This window comes from Bacteroides graminisolvens, from assembly GCF_963666085.1.
Classification (GTDB): Bacteria; Bacteroidota; Bacteroidia; order Bacteroidales; family Bacteroidaceae; genus Bacteroides; species Bacteroides graminisolvens.
Genome location: NZ_OY762556.1, coordinates 2,566,766 through 2,583,916, shown reverse-complemented (window position 1 = coordinate 2,583,916; position 17,151 = coordinate 2,566,766). Strand labels below are relative to the sequence as shown.

Below are 17,151 nucleotides of genomic sequence, written 5' to 3'. Positions count from 1 at the left end.
AGCCGTGCCGCAATCAGCTTATTATTCACTTTTATAAATACATACTGCCTATGAATTTTATTGAAAGATTAATGTCTCAAGAACCTTACCGCATTTTAATAGGAATGGGGTTGTTTCTATTGAGCAGCCTGCTGCTGTACCTAATTTACCAACGCGTAATTAGCGTTTTGAAGCGAAAATCGCTCATTAGAAAGCCGGCTGTCAACAGCTTTGTGATTGACATTCTGAAGATACCTGTTCTGTGGTTGCTTCTATGGATTCTGTTTAAAATATTCAGCCATTCATTCATATCAGACACGCCTGTTTTCAGCACGTTAATGAGCATCAACAACATTTTGCTGATACTCACCGTGGGGTGGCTTGTCATTAAAATAGTGAAAGCATTCTTTTACTATTGGCTCAACAAACTCGACATTCATACGGCCGACAATCTGAATGCGCGCAGGAACCTTACCCGCATGAAAATATTTGAAAACATCATCGTTGCCACCATTGTCGTGGTGGTGCTGGGCATTTGCCTGATGACGTTTGAGCAGGTGCGTTCCATTGGTGTCAGTCTGCTCACCTCGGCAGGTATTGCAGGTATTATCGTGGGGTTTGCCGCACAAAAGAGCATCGCCACCGTGCTGGCGGGTGTGCAGATTGCCATTACGCAGCCCATCCGACTGGATGATGTGGTCATTGTAGAGGGTGAATGGGGGCGCATTGAAGAGATTACGCTAACTTACGTTGTGGTGAAGATTTGGGACGAAAGGCGGCTGATACTGCCCGTTACTTATTTCATTGAAAAGCCTTTTCAGAACTGGACACGTAGCACGGCGGAGATTCTGGGAACGGTATTTTTGTATGTTGATTATGCCTTGCCGGTGGATGCGCTGCGCTCACGGCTGACGGAGATTGTGCAGCATCACCCCAAGTGGGACGGGCGCGTAGCCAACATTCAGGTGACCGACACCAAAGAGCGTTACAAGGAACTTCGCGTACTGGTGAGCAGCAAAGATGCTTCTCTGAACTGGGACTTGCGGGTTGACGTGCGCGAGCAGTTGCTGGATTTCATTCAGCAAAATTACCCCGGCTGCTTTGCGCAAATGCGTGTGCAGAAGCTGCACACGGAAAGTTTATAAGCCGTGCACAGAAAAGAAATTGGCTGCGCACAACGAGTTTTGTCGTTGCACGCAGCCAATTATGTTGTTGCCGAACGGGTATTAGCTGAGGCCCTCAATGTGACCGTCAACAATGTCGATGTGTTGCGCCTGAGGCTCTTTGGGTAAGCCCGGCATGCGAAGTATTTCTCCGGCAATGGCAACAATCATCTCCGCACCGTTATTAATGACAATGTCTTTGATGTGGAACTCGAAGTTATTCACCGCACCGTATATCTTGGGGTCGGCCGAAAATGAGTACTGCGTTTTGGCAATACACACCGGATAGTGTGAAATGCCCAATTCGCCGATCTGCTTCATCAGGTTGCGCGCGCTGCTGCTGTAAGTCACAATGCTGGCACCGTAAATGCCGGTTGCAATTTTCTCAATCTTTTGCTGCACACTGTCGGTATCCTTGTAGGTAAATTGCAGCGGTTTCGACGGGTTATTCTCCACCGTGTCGGCCACCAGTTGTGCCAGTTCCACAGCCCCTTCGCCACCTTGCGAGAAGGCATTGTTCACTGCAAAGCCCACACCCAGTTCGTTGCAATGCGTGCGTAGCAGTTCAATTTCTTCCTCGGAATCCGTAGCGTATTTGTTGAAAGCCACCACAATGTTCTGCCCGAAAGCGCGCAGGTTGCGCACGTGCTTATCGAGGTTGCGCAAGCCCTCTTTCAATCCTTCGAGGTTGGGCTCTTTGATGCGGTCAAGGCTCACACCGCCGTGCATTTTCAGTCCCTGTGCCGTAGCCACAATGACGGTCAGCTTCGGTTGCAAGCCCGATTTACGACACTTGATGTTATAGAACTTCTCGGCACCGAGGTCGGCACCAAATCCGGCTTCGGTAATCACGTAATCGCCAAAAGTCATGGCCATTTTCGTGGCAAGCAACGAGTTACATCCGTGTGCAATGTTGGCAAACGGACCACCGTGCACAAAGGCTGCGGTATTTTCGGTAGTCTGCACCAAATTGGGGTGCAACGCCTCTTTGAGCAGCACGGTGATGGCACCTGCCACACCCAAGTCCTTCACGGTGAAAGGCTTGTTGTCGTACGTAAAGCCCAAAATGATGTTTTCAATGCGTCGGCGAAGATCTTGCACGTCTTTCGACAAACAGAGAATAGCCATGATTTCGGATGCCGGGGTGATGTCAAAACCCGACTCTTGGGTAATGCCGTTGCTCTTAGGCCCCAAGCCTACCACGATGCTACGCAGCGAGCGGTCGTTCACATCGAGCACCCTGCGCCACAAAATCTCTTTCAGTCCGAAACCTTTCGACTGGTTCTGGTGCAGGTAGTTATCGAGCAAGGCTGCAATCATGTTGTGCGCGGAAGTAATGGCGTGAAAATCGCCGGTGAAATGGAGGTTAATCTTCTCCATGGGCAACACCTGTGCGTAGCCGCCGCCTGCTGCCCCACCCTTCATGCCGAAGCAAGGGCCCAAAGAGGGTTCGCGCAATGCCACAATGGCTTTCTTGCCAATCTTGTTGAGTCCCAGCGCCAAACCGATGGAAACGGTGGTTTTACCAATACCCGCCTTGGTAGCCGTGATGGCTGTTACCAGAATGAGGTTGCTTTTCTTCACCTTTTCATCGTCTATCAGGTGATCGGGTATTTTGGCTATGTAGCGTCCGTAATTCTCTACTTCATCGCGAGGTATGCCTATCTCTTCGGCTACTTGTTTGATCTTCTTTAGCTCTGTGGTACGTGCTATCTCTATATCCGACTTCATAAAAATGCTATATTTATAATTTTAAAGGTGCAAAAATAACAATAAAATCGGTATGATTGTTTGAGGGATGAGTATATTTGCATATCGCGTAAAACTAACACTTTTTATATGAAAAAACTAATAGTTTTATTTTCCGTGTTATGGATTTCGGCGGCCGTGAGTGCGCAGTCGGAAATCAAGAATGACAGCCTGACCTTGTCGATGGGGCAAAACAAAATGTTTGGTGATTTCATTCTCGACGGTAGTTTGTTCACCATGGCCGTGAAGCAAATGCCTTCGTTTGCCGACCTGCTGAAGACTGCTCCCAGCATGGATGGACTGCTGCAATCCATCAACCAGCCCGCCCGCTGGGTATTCGGTAAGGCATCGGCCGACGGGCGCCCTACGCTGCTGTACACCAACCGCATGGACAACTTCTATTCTGTTAATGAGAACATCGGTGTGGCAAGCTATCAAATTACCGATAAAATCAGGCTCAACCTGTCGGGCCAGTACAACGCCGACGGTACCAAGATACGGGGAAACAACCTCCTGCCGTGGGACAAAAACTACTTCAAAGGTGCCATGGAGATGAAGTTCAACAAGAACTTCGGGGTACGCATTGAAGTGCAGCGGGGTGGTAACAACCCTTACCTGTACTGAAAAAATAAGGGGCTATCCTGTTACGGACAACCCCTTTATTTTTTGTGTATATCAGTGTTATACGGGTATTTACCTCATGCTACCGCCCACAATATCGAGCAATTCATTTGTAATGGTTTGCTGACGTATTTTGTTGTACTGCTTGGTCAACTCCTGAATCAATTCATTGGCATTATCAGTTGCAATCTGCATGGCCATGGTGCGGGCAGCATGCTCGGACGCGTTGGAGTCGAGCAGTGCCGTAAACATCTTCAGCGTGATGACGCGTGGCAACAAATGGGCAATGAACTCTTCAACCGAAGGCTCCACAATGTAATCAATCTTGCGACCTGTAGCCTTCTTTTCAGAAGCAGATTCGGCTGCAGAAAGGTCAATGGGCAGATAAGTTTCCTGAACCAACTGGAAACTACCTACTGACTTAAAGTGGTGATAAATAAGCTCCACTTTGTCGACCTCGCCCGCCAGAAACATCTCCATCAATTGAGTAGCCAGTTGAACCGTCTCGTCATACGAAGGCTTGTCGGCCATGTGCTGAAAACTACCTTGTGTTTGGTAGCCCATCTTGCGCACTTTCTCCTCAATCTTCTTGCCCACCGGAAACACCAAAATGTTATCGGCACCCAGTTGCTGGTATGACTCATGCGCCAACGCAAACTGCTTCAACACATTGGCGTTGAAAGAGCCACACAGCGAACTGTTGGACGAGAACACCACGAGTGCCACCTTTTGAACAGGGCGCACACGGGTAAAAGGTGATTCAATTTCAGAATCGGTACTCAGGAAGTTGGTCAGTATCGCATTGAGTTTCGACTGATACGGCAACATACTTTCAATGGCTCCCTGTGCCTTGTGCAGTTTTGCAGAAGCCACCATCTTCATGGCCGATGTAATCTGTCTGGTACTTTTTACCGACCCGATTCTCGTTTTTATTTCTTTTAATGAAGCCATTTGTCTCTCATTTATTCATTAAACCATAAACTGCTTGGCAACCATGGCAGCCGTTTCTTCAATCAGCTTGCTTACCTGGTCGTTAATAACACCGCTTTTGAGCACATCCAGCACATCGGCCTGATGATTGAGTTCGAGCGATTTCAAGAAGTTCTGTTCAAACTCACTCACCTTCTCGAGCGGAATGTTTTTGAGCAGTCCGTGCGTGCCGCAATACAAAATGGCAATCTGCTTTTCAACAGCCAGAGGCGAATACTGCGACTGAACCAGCAAGCGGGTGTTCTTACGCCCTTTGTCGATGGTGTGCGCCGTAACCGGATCCATGTCGCCGCTGAACTTCGAGAAAGCCTCTAGCTCACGATACTGTGCCTGGTCTATCTTCAACGTTCCGGCCACCTTCTTCATGGCCTTGATTTGTGCATTTCCACCCACACGAGACACCGAAATACCTACGTTGATAGCCGGACGAATACCCTGATTAAAGAGGTCCGTCTCAAGGAAAATCTGTCCGTCGGTAATGGAGATCACGTTCGTAGGAATGTAAGCCGATACGTCGCCCGCCTGTGTTTCAATGATAGGCAAAGCCGTTAGCGAACCGCCCCCCTTCACCTTGTCTTTCAGGCTTTCGGGCAAGTCATTCATCTGGCAAGCCACTTCCTGCTGGTTGATGATTTTAGCAGCACGCTCCAGCAAACGAGAGTGCAGGTAGAAGATATCTCCCGGATACGCTTCACGACCCGACGGGCGGCGAAGAATCAGTGATACCTCACGGTAAGAAACAGCCTGTTTCGACAAGTCATCGTACACTACCAGCGCATGGCGACCGGTGTCACGGAAGTACTCACCGATGGCAGCTCCGGCAAAAGGAGCAAAATATTGCAACGCAGCGGGGTCACCTGCCGTAGCAGCCACCACCACCGTGTAATCCATTGCTTTGTGCTGCTTCAGGGTATTTACAATGTTGGCAACGGTAGAACCTTTCTGACCGATAGCCACATAAATGCAATAAACCGGATTGCCTGCTTCGTAGTTGGCACGCTGGTTAATGATGGCATCCAAGGCAATAGCCGTTTTACCCGTCTGACGGTCGCCAATGAGCAACTCACGCTGTCCGCGACCAATAGGAATCATCGCATCGATAGCCTTCAAACCCGTTTGCAACGGCTCGTTAACCGGCTGACGGAAGATAACTCCCGGTGCCTTGCGCTCCAACGGCATTTCATAAAGCTCACCGCCGATGCGTCCTTTACCGTCGAGCGGTTCGCCCAGCGGGTCAATAACACGTCCCAGCATGCTTTCACCAGCCATGATAGAAGCAATTCGGCGGGTACGTTTCACCGTAAATCCCTCCTTAATCTTATCAGTCGGACCGAGCAGCACGGCACCCACGTTATCCTCTTCCAAGTTCATCACAATGGCTTTAATGCCGTTGTCGAACTCCAGAAGTTCGTTAGCCTCAGCGTTATTCAGTCCGTAAATACGTGCCACACCGTCACTCACCTGCAACACGGTACCTATTTCATCGAGCTGCACGCGAGCCTCAATGCCTTCGAGCTGTTTGCGCAGCACATCCGAGACCTCACTTACTCTTATATTTTCTGACATAATTCTTTTACTATTAATTTAAAAATTACACCCTAAGAACCTGATAATTAAACAATTCGACGATTCTTATCTATGTACTGCTGCTTCACTTTTTTGAGCTGAGTAGCGATGCTGGCATCCAGTCGGTAGCCGTTGATATCAAAAATAAAACCGCCTTCAATAGAAGGATCTACAGCCGTTTGCAGCTCCATGCGGGCATGAAGCCTCGTGGCTGCCGCGGTTTTAATCCGTTCGCGCGTATCATCGTCAACCGGCACAGCGGTAATCAGTTTCCCCACGCCGATGTGTCTGAGTTTACGATACAGTCCGATGTAGGTCATGCACATAAACTGCAGGAAGTTTTCCCTGCGTTCTTTGAGCACCAGCTGCATGAAGCGCTTGTACTGCTCGCTCACATCGCACGTGTCGGACACGGCAGAGCAGAGCAGCTTGAGCTTTACCTCAGTAGGCAGAACCGGGTTATCGAGCGTCTTCTTCAGTGCAGGATGTGTTTCAAAGCTCTGCGACAAAGCCTTCAGTTCCTTGTAAACCACCCTCTCCGCCTTGTGTTCACGAGCGTAAGCAAGCAGCGCCTTGGCATATCGCATTGAAATTATTCCTATATCCATAAACTACACTTGTTTTAAGACTTCCTTGATAAAACTTCATCGAGCATTCTGTCAATCATTTCCATCTGCTCTTTTTCGCTGTTCAACGTTTTGCGAATCACTTTCTCGGCGATGTCGACCGACAGAACGGCTACCTGGCGACGGATGTCGCGTATAGCCTCTTCCTTTTCCAACTGAATTTGCACCTTCATGTCATCCAGTTCCTTCTGAGCAGCCATTTCGGCCTGCTTACGCGCTTCATAGATAATCTTTTCGCGCTCCTGCATGGCCTCTTTCAATATGCGTCCCTGTTCCTTGTTGGCGCTGAGTACGATCGCTTCCCCCTCGCTCTTCAAACGGGCCAACTGCTCGTTAGCTTCTTTGGCTACCTGAAGAGACTGGTCGATGTACACCTTCCTGTCTTCCACCATCTTGATGATGATGGGGAAACCGTACTTCGCCAAAACGGCAAAGACGATTCCGAAAGACAGCAACATCCAGAACAAAAGCCCACTCTCTGGTAATAATAATGACATAAAATCTCTTTTTTATAAAAAGAATACCAATAAACAAACAACGATAGCCAACAGCGCAACACCTTCAATCAGCGCGGCTGCAATAATCATATTCATACGAATATCTCCGGCTGCATCGGGCTGACGGCCAATTGCCTCCATGGCAGAACCACCAATCTTACCAATACCTAGTCCGGCACCGATTACTGCTAAACCAGCTCCGAGAGCTGCACCCAGTTTGCTCACTCCAGCAGCTGCTGCTGTTGCTTGAAATAACATTGTAAGTAACATAATCTTATTTTTTTTAAATTATTAATATACTTGTAAGTCTCTTGAAATCATGTAATTAATGAGCCTGCTGTTTTTCAGCAGAATGCTCTTCTTTGTGCTCCTCCTGTGCCAAGCCAATGAACACCGCCGACAGCATGGTAAACACGTACGCCTGAATGAAAGCCACCAGCAATTCGAGTGCGTTCATAAAGATATTGAATAGCACCGACGCAATGGTAAGGCTGCTATTGAGCACCGGTCCCATGCTGGCGGAAATAAATATCAGACAGGTAAGTACCAGCATGGCCATGTGACCCGCCAGCATGTTGGCAAACAAACGAATCATCAAGGCAAACGGCTTGGTCAGAATGCCTATAAACTCAATGAATGGCATCATGGGTATGGGCACCTTGAGCCACCAGGGCACATCCGGCCAGAATATCTCTTTCCAGTAAGTACGCGTACCAAAAACGTTCACAATCACGAAGGTAAACAGTGCCAACACCATGGTAATGGCAATGTTGCCCGTTACGTTGGCCCCACCGGGGAAGAAAGGAATCAGCCCCATGAGGTTATTGATGAAAACGAAGAAGAATGCCGTGAGCAGGTAGGGTGCAAACTTTTTGTATTTGGGTCCCACACAGCTTTTGATCACATCGTCATTCACCATCATGATGAACATCTCCATGAAGCCTACAAACCCTCCGGGTGCGGCTGCTCCTCTGGGTTTCTTCTTGTACCAGCGAGCCACTCCCAACACAATAACCACAAGCAGCAAGCTGTTAATAAGCAGAGCCAGTGTTACTTTGGTAATGGAAATATCGAACGGGCGAACCTCTTGTCCCGCAGCATCGTGCTCCACAATTTTGCCTTCGTACTTACTGCCTGCCGGAGCGATGGAGAGTCCTTCGTAAGTACCTCCGTTCTCTACCAGTTCCGAAGAAAGAAAGGCATGCCAGCCCGTTGTACTGCTATACACTATGACAGGAAGCGGAATGCGCACCTCTGTTTCCCCCCAGGTTGTGATGTGCCACTCGTATGAATCGCCTATGTGACCGAAAACAATCTCTTTCACATTAACCGGTTCACCCTCGTGTTCGTTGGCCGAAACGGTGGGCACCACGCACAAAAGCAACAGGAAAACAACTATATTATGCAATCTTCTCATTTTCTTTTTTTCTTTTACGGTTGCACTCAAAAGCCAGGAAGAACCAGCTTTCAAATACCAGATTCACCAAATAAAAAATAATGAAAGTAACCATGAACTCCCTTATATGGTCTCTCACCGCCAGGCAATACAACACCAAAATAAAAACGGAGAAAATCATTCTGATGATCTTCAGCGCCAGGTGAAAAAGCACCAGTTTCTTCGGCATGTGCTTGCGGCAAGCGTCAAACATATAAATGGAAAACACTCCCAAGACAAAGAAATAAATAGGAATGAACGGATACCAGTTAAAGTAATGTTCCGGCAAAAGGAAATAAAATACCAGCGCTCCCAGCGCAGCTGTCATACAGGTTACTGAGGCAAGAGCACTCAGGTAATTCAATTTGGTTTTGCTAATACTCATTCTTTGTCTATCCTCATTCTTTATGAAACGCACACAGAAACGTTTCCGTTACTTAACTCAACGAAGCCTCCGTTAATTTCCAGTTTACACTCCTTATTGCCGGCCACGTAAATGATTTCTCCCTTTTTAAGAGAGGAAACAATGGGGGCATGATTGGGCAAAATGGTAAATTGCCCCAGCAAACCGGGAAGCGTAACCTGACTGACCTCTCCGTTAAAAAGTTCTTTCTCGGGCGAAACGATGTTCAGTTGCAGAGCCATGAATCTTTATTTTTAGTTGGTTTGTTCAAGTAATTGTTTTCCTTTTTCGATGGCTTCCTCAATGGTTCCCACGTTCAGGAATGCCTGTTCGGGCAGGTAATCGACCTCACCGTCCAGAATCATTTTGAAACCTTTGATGGTATCTTCAATGGCCACCATCGCTCCGGGTACTCCGGTAAACTGTTCGGCCACGGTGAAAGGCTGTGAAAGGAAACGCTGCACACGGCGCGCGCGGTTCACAGTGAGGCGGTCTTCGTCAGACAGCTCCTCCATACCCAAAATAGAAATAATATCTTGCAATTCTTTGTTACGTTGCAGAATCTGTTTCACCCGTTGAGCCACATCGTAATGCTCCTGTCCCACTACCAGCGGATCCAGAATACGTGAGGTCGACTCCAGCGGGTCAACAGCCGGATAGATACCCAACTCCGTAATTTTACGACTCAATACCGTGGTGGCATCGAGGTGAGTAAATGTGGTAGCAGGCGCCGGGTCGGTCAAGTCGTCGGCAGGCACATAAACAGCCTGAACGGAAGTGATGGAACCCGATTTTGTTGAAGTGATACGTTCCTGCATGGCACCCATTTCAGTAGCCAACGTAGGTTGGTAACCCACCGCAGAAGGCATACGTCCCAGCAAAGCCGAAACCTCGGAACCTGCCTGCGTGAAACGGAATATGTTATCGATAAAAAACAGAATGTCTCTGGAACCCGATTCGGAAATATCACGGAAAGACTCTGCCACGGTAAGACCCGACAGGGCAACCGACGAACGTGCTCCGGGAGGTTCGTTCATCTGTCCGAACACCAGGGTAGCTTGCGATTTGGCTACTTCGTCGTAATCCACTTTCGACAAATCCCAATTTCCTTCCTCCATGCTCTTTTTAAACGCTTCGCCGTAGCGGATAACGCCCGATTCAATCATCTCGCGCAACAAGTCGTTACCTTCGCGGGTACGCTCACCCACACCGGCAAACACCGAGAAACCGTTGTGTTTCTTGGCAATGTTGTTAATCAGCTCCATGATCAAAACCGTTTTGCCTACACCGGCACCACCAAACAAACCAATCTTTCCACCTTTTGAGTAAGGCTCCAGAAGGTCAATCACTTTAATACCCGTGTAAAGCACTTCCTGCGTGGTAGTGAGGTCTTCGAACTTAGGCGGTTCGCGGTGAATGGCGTAAGCCCCCTTGCGGTCGAGCTCCTTCATGCCATCGATGGAATCACCCACTACATTCATCAGGCGTCCTTTTATCTGCGCTCCCACAGGCATCGTTATAGGCATGTGAGTCGATAATACCTTCATGCCACGCTGCAATCCGTCGGTACTATCCATAGCCACCGTGCGTACAGTGTTTTCACCAATGTGCTGTTGAACTTCTACGATAAGTTTCTTGCCGTTGGGCCGTTTGATCTCAAGCGCTTCGTGTATACTCGGAAGTACTAATTCGGCATCAGTACCATCAAAATAAACATCGACAACTGGGCCGATGACCTGAGAAATATGCCCGATAATCTGTGACATAAGCTTCAATATGTTTTTAGATAAGAAAACGTAATTCAGTGTTGTATTGTTCAGGCTAAATAGTTAAGCCAACAACCGTGCAAATATAGACACAAAATAGCGTCGTTGTTCTCCTTTACCATAATTTGCCTAACGATAACATTCATTAGTTCTGTGTAAAAGAGTTTTAGAACATAATTTGCTCTGTATTCAACTAAAAAGAATCGTTAAAACGTTAAAAAGTGAAAAGAGCCTCTTTCCTTTCTGTACATCAGGCATTGAATGGAAAAAGGCTCTATCGTAAGAAGGTGTGTCGCGGGCGACATACTTATCAATTTAGCAGACTTCAACCTTGGCGGCTAATCGTTTTGCTTTTTCACGCAGGGCATCCAAATCGCTCCCCGCAGGTGCGTAACAAAGCACCACTCCCATGCGGCGGTTTACCCGTGTGGCGGGCTTTCCGAAGATGCGCAGAAGGGTATCTTCCTCCTTCAGCACTTCTTCCGTTCCGCGGTATGCCGGCGGTTCATTAGAAGCGATGGGCGAAAGGATCACCGCACTCACCCCGTTGCGCTCCAACTTCACGCAAGGAATAGGCAGTCCCAGTACCGCACGCAGGTGCAATTCAAATTCATTGAGGTTCTGTGTGCCTGCCAGCGTAACCATTCCCGTGTCATGCGGACGCGGAGAGAGTTCCGAGAAATACACACCGTTTTCGTGACTCAAGAAGAATTCCACTCCCCACAGGCCGGCACCCGTCAGCGCACGCGTTACCTTTTCGGCCATTTCCTGCGCCTGTTTCAAATGATCGGGATCGATGTGGGCAGGCTGAAAGCTTTCGCGGTAATCGCCCCCTTTCTGCACGTGACCAATGGGTGGGCAAAACAGCGTGGGCCCGTCCTTCTGAGTCACCGTAAGCAGCGTAATCTCGCTGTCGAAACGGATAAACTCTTCAATGATCAGTTCGCGAATGTCGCCCCGGCTACCACTGCACCCGTATTCCCAGGCATGTTGCAGCTCGTCGGCACCCTTCACGAGCGACTGTCCCTTACCCGACGATGACATCAGCGGTTTCACCACACACGGGAAACCTATCTGAGCCGCAGCCGCCTCCAACTCCTCGAAAGTAGTGGCGTAAAAGTACTTGGCCGTTTTGAGTCCCAGTTCCTTCGCTGCCAAATCGCGAATAGCCTTGCGGTTCATGGTGAAATTCACCGCACGCGCGCTAGGCACCACCTGAATACCCTCCTTCTCATAGTCGTAAAGGCGTTCGGTGCGAATGGCCTCAATTTCGGGAACGATGATATCGGGTTGATGTTTCTTCACCACCGCATCCAGTTCCTCGCCGTGCAACATGTCAATCACCTCAAAGCAATCGGCTACCTGCATAGCCGGCGCACCGGCATACGAGTCACAAGCAATGACGTATTCCCCTTTTCTTTTGGCAGAAATGACAAATTCTTTGCCCAGCTCGCCCGAGCCGAGCAACAGTATTTTTTTCATCAGTATGTTGTTTTTAAAATATTTTGCGGTAAATGTGGCAATACGGAGTAGTACCCTTGTGCTCGTAATACTGCTGGTGGTAATCTTCCGCCATCCAGAAACGCTCCGCCGGGCGCAACGAAGTAGCCACCTCGTAGCCTTTTTCGGTCAGTATGTCGACATACTTCCTGGCAACCTCTTGCTGCTGGGGCGACAAGTAGAAGATGGCCGATAAGTATTGCGAACCAATATCGGGTCCTTGTCCGTCGAGCTGCGTAAAGTCATGCGTTTCAAAAAACAACTTCACCAGTTCCTCGTACGAAGTAACCTGCGGGTCATACACCACCTCAACCGTTTCAAGATGTCCCGTTGTACCGGTTTTCACCTCCGGATACGTAGGGAAATCCTTGTGTCCACCCATAAATCCTACCGCTGTGCTCAGCACACCCGCGTGCTTCATGAAATGGTATTCCGTGCCCCAGAAACATCCCGAAGCGAAATAAGCCGTACTTGTTTGCATATCTGTTCTCCTTTCTATACTATTTATTATTTATTGATGCTGATCGCGCAACAAATCGTTCACCGTCTTCACCGGGTTGAAAGTCGACAACGGCACCTCTACGAACACGGTGTTCCAGTCGCTCATAGCCCCGTTCCACAGTCCCGGTAATTCCAGCGCTTTCAGTTCTTTTCCATTTTTTGATTTATACGAGATGAAGCCGGTAGCCTTGTCAACAAAAGCAGTCAGGTCGAACTTATGCCCTTTGTAATCGCGCACAGCACAAACCAAATCTACCGGATTGAAATGCGTACCCTTCACAAACATCTCCTTCTTGGCGGGATCGTTCATGTCAATCTGCGAGCTTTCCAGGATTTGAAGAGACACCGTTCCGTCGGGGTTGTAAGCCAGGAACGGACCGCCGCCCGGTTCGCCCACGTTGGGCACCATGCCACACACACGCATCGGCCTATTGAGCTTGTTGCGCAGGTAGATCACCAGTTCGGCATCCTCCAGATTCTTCGTTTCCGGATTCTTGCAGAAAAGCTTCTTCTGTAAGAAGTGCAGCACCTCTAATATCTGCTCGTGCGTGTACTGTCCGCTATCCAGCAACTCCAGATAGTCGAAAGCCTGCTTCTGCAAAGACACCAGCACCCCGGCCAGTAACTTCTTGTAGCGCACCGTGTCATCCTTCAGTCTGTCGGGCACCACATTATCTATATTCTTAATAAACACCACATCCGCATCGAGGTCATTGAGGTTCTCAATCAACGCACCGTGACCGCCCGGACGGAACAACAGCTTGCCCTTGTCGCGAAACGGCTCGTTATTCATGTCGGCCGCAACGGTGTCTGTGCTTTGTTTCTGCTCAGAGAAAGACACATTGTAGATCACATCGTATTTACCGGCATACGCCTTCGCCTTCTCGTTCACCAGCGCTTCGAAGAAGAGTCTGTGCTCCGGCGAAACGGTGAAGTGCACATTGGCACGGCAACTCTTGCCGGCGGCGTAAAGCGCCCCTTCCACCAAATGCTCTTCGAGCGGCGTACGTGCCCCGTCTTCATACGAATGAAACTTGAGCAATCCCTTGGGCAGCGAACCGTAGTTCAACCCCTCGGCCGTAAGTAGCGCAGCCACAACCGCCTTGTAATTGCCCTCCTGCACCAGTTGAGCAGCCGTTTTACCCGTTTGCTTTTCGCAAGCCGCACTTAAATCGGCATAAAAAGCAAAGGAAGTCAGGTTCTCAAAAAAAGTGCGTTCAAAGGCAGTAGTCGGTTCGTTGTACGCAGCCTCCAGAAACTCAAACAAGTCTTTAAACATGCGGCTTGCAGCGCCCGAGGCAGGTACGAATTTTACGATTGTTTTATCAGCATTCGCATAATCTTCCCATGCAGCCAGAAAAGCATTTTCTGCTTCGGCATCGGGTTTAACAATGCCCTTCTCAACAGAAGCGGCGGCGCTTAGTTCCAAATACGGAAACCCAGTCTTGAAACAATCCAGCTGAGCGGCAATTTGTGCTTCGGAAATGCCTTTCTGCGCCAGTTGTTCTTTATCTTGCGGTGTAATCATCGTATGAAGTTTTATTAATTGATGCCCAAAAATACAAAATGTTATTTAGTTTGTGCGGTACACTGAACAAAAAAAGCTATTTTTACAACGAAAAATTAGAAGATTAACGGCCGATTTTGTTTCAGCTCGCACAGAAAGCTGAAAATCAACCCAATCGGTATTTGCAAACTAACTGTACGGCAAATTATGGATGCATTTTTTACAAAAACCGAGAAAGCGGAACTGACGGCTCTTTACAGAAGGCTCATGCAATCCGCCGGAGACAGCATTGCCCGAGAAGACGCTAAGAAGTTAAAGAACTATTTGATAAAGGCCGCTGCCGACAATAACCTGCAGCGTAACAATTTCGGTATGAACCCCGTGATACGTGACATGCAGACCGCTGTGATCGTGTCCGAGGAGATTGGTATGAAGGGTTCCGTTATCACAGGAATCATGCTGCACGAAATCGTGAAAAGCAACATGCTTTCGCTGGAAGACGTGCGAGCGGCGTTTGGAGACGACGTGGCAAGCATCATCAAAGGACTGGTCAAAACCAACGAACTGTATGCTAAGAGTCCGGCCATAGAAACCGAGAACTTCCGCAACCTGCTCCTGTCATTCGCCGAAGATATGCGGGTGATACTTATTATGATAGCCGACCGTGTGAACATCATGCGGCTCATCAAGCATGACTCCAATGAGGAAGACCGCATTCGTGTGGCCAACGAGGCTGCGTACCTCTACGCTCCGCTGGCGCACAAGCTGGGCTTGTACAAAATCAAGTCGGAACTGGAAGACCTGTACCTCAAGTACTCCCAGAAGGAAACCTATTACTTTATAAAGGATAAGCTCAACGAAACGAAGGCCTCACGCGATAAGTACATCGCCTCTTTCATCGAGCCTATTCAAAAGAAGGTGGCGGACACCGGACTCACCTTTGAAATCAAGGGACGGACCAAGTCGATACACTCCATCTGGAACAAGATACAGAAGCAGAAAACACCTTTCGAAGGCATTTACGACCTCTTCGCCATTCGTATCATCATTGATTCCGATCCGGAGAAGGAGAAACAGGAGTGCTGGCAGGTGTACTCCATCGTAACGGATATGTACCAGCCCAACCCCAAGCGTTTGCGCGACTGGCTGTCTATTCCCAAAAGCAACGGCTATGAGTCTTTGCACATTACGGTGATGGGCCCCGAAGGCAAATGGGTGGAGGTGCAAATACGTACCCGGCGCATGGACGAGATTGCCGAGCGCGGACTGGCTGCTCACTGGCGTTACAAAGGCATCAAGGGAGAAAGCGGACTCGACGAATGGCTTACTTCCGTGCGTGAGGCGCTGGAGAATTCCGACAGTGACTCGATGAAAGTCATGGATCAGTTCAAGATGGACTTGTATGAAGACGAGGTGTTTGTGTTCACCCCCAAAGGTGATTTGTTCAAGCTGGGCAAAGGAGCTACCGTACTCGATTTTGCCTTCCACATTCACTCCAAACTGGGCAGCAAGTGCATCGGTGCCAAGGTGAACGGCAAGAATGCGCAGCTCAAGCAAAAGCTCAACAGCGGTGATCAGGTTGAAATAATGACCTCCAACACCCAAACGCCCAAGCAAGACTGGCTGAACATCGTAACCACCTCCAAGGCTAAAACCAAAATACGCCAGGCGTTGAAGGAGATGACTTCCCGTCAGCTCGAATTTGCCAAGGAAACCATTGAGCGTAAGTTCAAGAACCGCAAGATGGATTATGACGAGGCGGTGATGATGCGACTCATCAAACGCATGGGTTACAAAACCGTGACGGAGTTCTACCAAAAACTAGCCGAAGGTGCACTCGAGGTGAACGACATACTGGATCGCTACGTGGAACAGCAGAAGCGCGACAGTGACTCGCACGACGAATTGGTGTACCGCAGCGCCGAGGGCTACAACCTGCAAACAACCTTGCAGGAAGAAACCAGTGGCAAGGAAGATGTATTGGTCATTGATCAGAACCTGAAAGGCATCGACTTCAAACTGGCCAAATGCTGTAACCCCATCTACGGCGACGAGGTATTCGGCTTTGTTACCGTGTCGGGAGGTATCAAGATACACCGCCACGATTGCCCCAACGCTACCCAGATGACCGAACGTTTCGGCTACCGCATCGTGAAAGCACGCTGGGCAGGCAAGTCGGAAGGCACGCAATACCCCATCACCCTGCGCATTGTGGGGCATGATGACATTGGTATTGTGACTAATATTACCTCTATCATTTCGAAAGAGAACGGCATCAGCCTGCGCTCCATCGGAATCGATTCGAACGACGGTCTGTTTTCGGGAACCCTCACCATCATGGTGGGCGACACCGGCCGACTGGAGGCATTAATCAAAAAACTGCGCACCGTGAAGGGTGTGAAGCAGGTAAACAGAAGTTAGCACATGAAAGGCGAACCCTCTAACCAACCCCGGCCGGGCGGAGCGCTGCAACGTTTCCTCCAAGGCTTTGTGTATGCCGGCAAAGGCATCTGCAGTTTTGTGCGAAGCGAACGCAACGCACGCTTCCATTGCCTGGCCATAGCGGTTGTCACGGCAGCGGGTTTCTACTTCGGCATCAGCCGCGGCGAATGGATTGCCGTGGTGCTGTGCTTCGGCATGGTGCTGGCCGCCGAAGGGTTCAACAGCGCCATCGAACGCCTGGTCAACCTGGTCTCACCCGGGCGAAACCCTCTTGCCGGTGACATAAAAGATGTAGCGGCAGGCGCCGTACTGGTGTGCGCCATTGCCGCCACCGTTGTGGGACTCATCATCTTTTTGCCCTATCTGCTACCGTAAACCAGTCAGCCACTGACACGTAAAATCCTTG

At 49.2% G+C, this 17,151-nt stretch carries 17 protein-coding genes; 4 read left to right on the top strand and 13 right to left on the bottom strand.

Annotated features, from left to right (window positions below):
• The first annotated feature begins 50 nt into the window (after positions 1–50).
• Positions 51–1,124, top strand: coding sequence for a mechanosensitive ion channel family protein (locus ACKPCE_RS10925; RefSeq protein WP_276990859.1), 1,074 nt, complete (start codon positions 51–53; stop codon positions 1,122–1,124).
• An 81-nt stretch (positions 1,125–1,205) separates the two neighbouring features.
• On the opposite strand, the gene ACKPCE_RS10920 is transcribed toward ACKPCE_RS10925, so the two are convergent.
• A complete protein-coding gene (locus ACKPCE_RS10920) occupies positions 1,206–2,873 on the bottom strand; it encodes a formate--tetrahydrofolate ligase (RefSeq protein ID WP_319505209.1) in 1,668 nt (555 codons plus the stop codon).
• A 108-nt stretch (positions 2,874–2,981) separates the two neighbouring features.
• Between ACKPCE_RS10920 and ACKPCE_RS10915 the strand changes: the two genes are divergently transcribed.
• A complete protein-coding gene (locus ACKPCE_RS10915; RefSeq protein ID WP_308764994.1) occupies positions 2,982–3,515 on the top strand; it encodes a hypothetical protein in 534 nt (177 codons plus the stop codon).
• Between the two features lie 69 nt (positions 3,516–3,584).
• On the opposite strand, the gene ACKPCE_RS10910 is transcribed toward ACKPCE_RS10915, so the two are convergent.
• The 12 genes from ACKPCE_RS10910 to ACKPCE_RS10855 form a co-directional block, all read right to left on the bottom strand.
• Positions 3,585–4,463: a F0F1 ATP synthase subunit gamma gene (locus tag ACKPCE_RS10910; protein ID WP_276990856.1), complete on the bottom strand. Its 879-nt coding sequence runs from the start codon at positions 4,461–4,463 to the stop codon at positions 3,585–3,587.
• 18 nt (positions 4,464–4,481) lie between these two features.
• Entirely contained in the window at positions 4,482–6,068 is a 1,587-nt protein-coding gene (gene atpA / locus ACKPCE_RS10905; protein ID WP_276963722.1) for a F0F1 ATP synthase subunit alpha, read from the bottom strand.
• A gap of 47 nt (positions 6,069–6,115) precedes the next feature.
• The gene (locus ACKPCE_RS10900; RefSeq protein WP_319505208.1) at positions 6,116–6,676 is read right to left on the bottom strand and encodes a F0F1 ATP synthase subunit delta; all 561 of its coding nucleotides are present in this window, start codon (positions 6,674–6,676) and stop codon (positions 6,116–6,118) included.
• A gap of 14 nt (positions 6,677–6,690) precedes the next feature.
• Positions 6,691–7,191, bottom strand: a complete 501-nt coding sequence (gene atpF / locus ACKPCE_RS10895; RefSeq protein WP_276963716.1) for a F0F1 ATP synthase subunit B — start codon at positions 7,189–7,191, stop codon at positions 6,691–6,693.
• A 12-nt stretch (positions 7,192–7,203) separates the two neighbouring features.
• Positions 7,204–7,461 carry an ATP synthase F0 subunit C gene (gene atpE, locus ACKPCE_RS10890; protein WP_276990853.1) on the bottom strand — a complete coding sequence of 86 codons (258 nt, stop codon included), beginning with the start codon at positions 7,459–7,461 and terminating at the stop codon, positions 7,204–7,206.
• 55 nt (positions 7,462–7,516) lie between these two features.
• Entirely contained in the window at positions 7,517–8,608 is a 1,092-nt protein-coding gene (gene atpB / locus ACKPCE_RS10885; RefSeq protein ID WP_319505207.1) for a F0F1 ATP synthase subunit A, read from the bottom strand.
• The gene (locus ACKPCE_RS10880) at positions 8,592–9,011 is read right to left on the bottom strand and encodes a hypothetical protein (protein ID WP_024997349.1); all 420 of its coding nucleotides are present in this window, start codon (positions 9,009–9,011) and stop codon (positions 8,592–8,594) included. The genes atpB and ACKPCE_RS10880 overlap by 17 nt, the downstream gene beginning before the upstream one ends.
• 20 nt (positions 9,012–9,031) lie before the next feature.
• On the bottom strand, positions 9,032–9,271 hold the full coding sequence (gene atpC, locus ACKPCE_RS10875; RefSeq protein ID WP_024997350.1) for an ATP synthase F1 subunit epsilon: 240 nt from the start codon (positions 9,269–9,271) through the stop codon (positions 9,032–9,034).
• 12 nt (positions 9,272–9,283) lie between these two features.
• Positions 9,284–10,795, bottom strand: coding sequence for a F0F1 ATP synthase subunit beta (gene atpD / locus ACKPCE_RS10870; protein ID WP_024997351.1), 1,512 nt, complete (start codon positions 10,793–10,795; stop codon positions 9,284–9,286).
• A gap of 315 nt (positions 10,796–11,110) precedes the next feature.
• The gene (gene purT, locus ACKPCE_RS10865; RefSeq protein WP_319505206.1) at positions 11,111–12,277 is read right to left on the bottom strand and encodes a formate-dependent phosphoribosylglycinamide formyltransferase; all 1,167 of its coding nucleotides are present in this window, start codon (positions 12,275–12,277) and stop codon (positions 11,111–11,113) included.
• Positions 12,278–12,290: 13 nt separating this feature from the next.
• Complete coding sequence (gene msrA / locus ACKPCE_RS10860) at positions 12,291–12,776, bottom strand: peptide-methionine (S)-S-oxide reductase MsrA (protein ID WP_319505205.1); 486 nt, start codon at positions 12,774–12,776, stop codon at positions 12,291–12,293.
• A 30-nt stretch (positions 12,777–12,806) separates the two neighbouring features.
• On the bottom strand, positions 12,807–14,324 hold the full coding sequence (locus ACKPCE_RS10855) for a DUF4301 family protein (RefSeq protein WP_319505204.1): 1,518 nt from the start codon (positions 14,322–14,324) through the stop codon (positions 12,807–12,809).
• A 186-nt stretch (positions 14,325–14,510) separates the two neighbouring features.
• Here ACKPCE_RS10855 and ACKPCE_RS10850 point away from each other — a divergent pair, with 186 nt between their 5' ends.
• Together ACKPCE_RS10850 and ACKPCE_RS10845 are read left to right on the top strand one after the other, a co-directional pair.
• Positions 14,511–16,724 (top strand): RelA/SpoT family protein, encoded by a 2,214-nt coding sequence (locus ACKPCE_RS10850; RefSeq protein WP_319505203.1) that lies wholly within the window; start codon positions 14,511–14,513, stop codon positions 16,722–16,724.
• Positions 16,725–16,727: 3 nt separating this feature from the next.
• Positions 16,728–17,120, top strand: a complete 393-nt coding sequence (locus ACKPCE_RS10845; RefSeq protein ID WP_319505202.1) for a diacylglycerol kinase family protein — start codon at positions 16,728–16,730, stop codon at positions 17,118–17,120.
• Positions 17,121–17,151: the final 31 nt, after the last annotated feature.

Bases quoted from the DNA above. Each gene is read 5' to 3' on its own strand.
- ACKPCE_RS10925 (WP_276990859.1), top strand. From the start codon at position 51: ATGAATTTTATTGAAAGATTAATGTCTCAAGAACCTTACCGCATTTTA.
- ACKPCE_RS10920 (WP_319505209.1), bottom strand. From the start codon at position 2,873: ATGAAGTCGGATATAGAGATAGCACGTACCACAGAGCTAAAGAAGATC.
- ACKPCE_RS10915 (WP_308764994.1), top strand. From the start codon at position 2,982: ATGAAAAAACTAATAGTTTTATTTTCCGTGTTATGGATTTCGGCGGCC.
- ACKPCE_RS10910 (WP_276990856.1), bottom strand. From the start codon at position 4,463: ATGGCTTCATTAAAAGAAATAAAAACGAGAATCGGGTCGGTAAAAAGT.
- atpA (WP_276963722.1), bottom strand. From the start codon at position 6,068: ATGTCAGAAAATATAAGAGTAAGTGAGGTCTCGGATGTGCTGCGCAAA.
- ACKPCE_RS10900 (WP_319505208.1), bottom strand. From the start codon at position 6,676: ATGGATATAGGAATAATTTCAATGCGATATGCCAAGGCGCTGCTTGCT.
- atpF (WP_276963716.1), bottom strand. From the start codon at position 7,191: ATGTCATTATTATTACCAGAGAGTGGGCTTTTGTTCTGGATGTTGCTG.
- atpE (WP_276990853.1), bottom strand. From the start codon at position 7,461: ATGTTACTTACAATGTTATTTCAAGCAACAGCAGCAGCTGCTGGAGTG.
- atpB (WP_319505207.1), bottom strand. From the start codon at position 8,608: ATGAGAAGATTGCATAATATAGTTGTTTTCCTGTTGCTTTTGTGCGTG.
- ACKPCE_RS10880 (WP_024997349.1), bottom strand. From the start codon at position 9,011: ATGAGTATTAGCAAAACCAAATTGAATTACCTGAGTGCTCTTGCCTCA.
- atpC (WP_024997350.1), bottom strand. From the start codon at position 9,271: ATGGCTCTGCAACTGAACATCGTTTCGCCCGAGAAAGAACTTTTTAAC.
- atpD (WP_024997351.1), bottom strand. From the start codon at position 10,795: ATGTCACAGATTATCGGGCATATTTCTCAGGTCATCGGCCCAGTTGTC.
- purT (WP_319505206.1), bottom strand. From the start codon at position 12,277: ATGAAAAAAATACTGTTGCTCGGCTCGGGCGAGCTGGGCAAAGAATTT.
- msrA (WP_319505205.1), bottom strand. From the start codon at position 12,776: ATGCAAACAAGTACGGCTTATTTCGCTTCGGGATGTTTCTGGGGCACG.
- ACKPCE_RS10855 (WP_319505204.1), bottom strand. From the start codon at position 14,324: ATGATTACACCGCAAGATAAAGAACAACTGGCGCAGAAAGGCATTTCC.
- ACKPCE_RS10850 (WP_319505203.1), top strand. From the start codon at position 14,511: ATGGATGCATTTTTTACAAAAACCGAGAAAGCGGAACTGACGGCTCTT.
- ACKPCE_RS10845 (WP_319505202.1), top strand. From the start codon at position 16,728: ATGAAAGGCGAACCCTCTAACCAACCCCGGCCGGGCGGAGCGCTGCAA.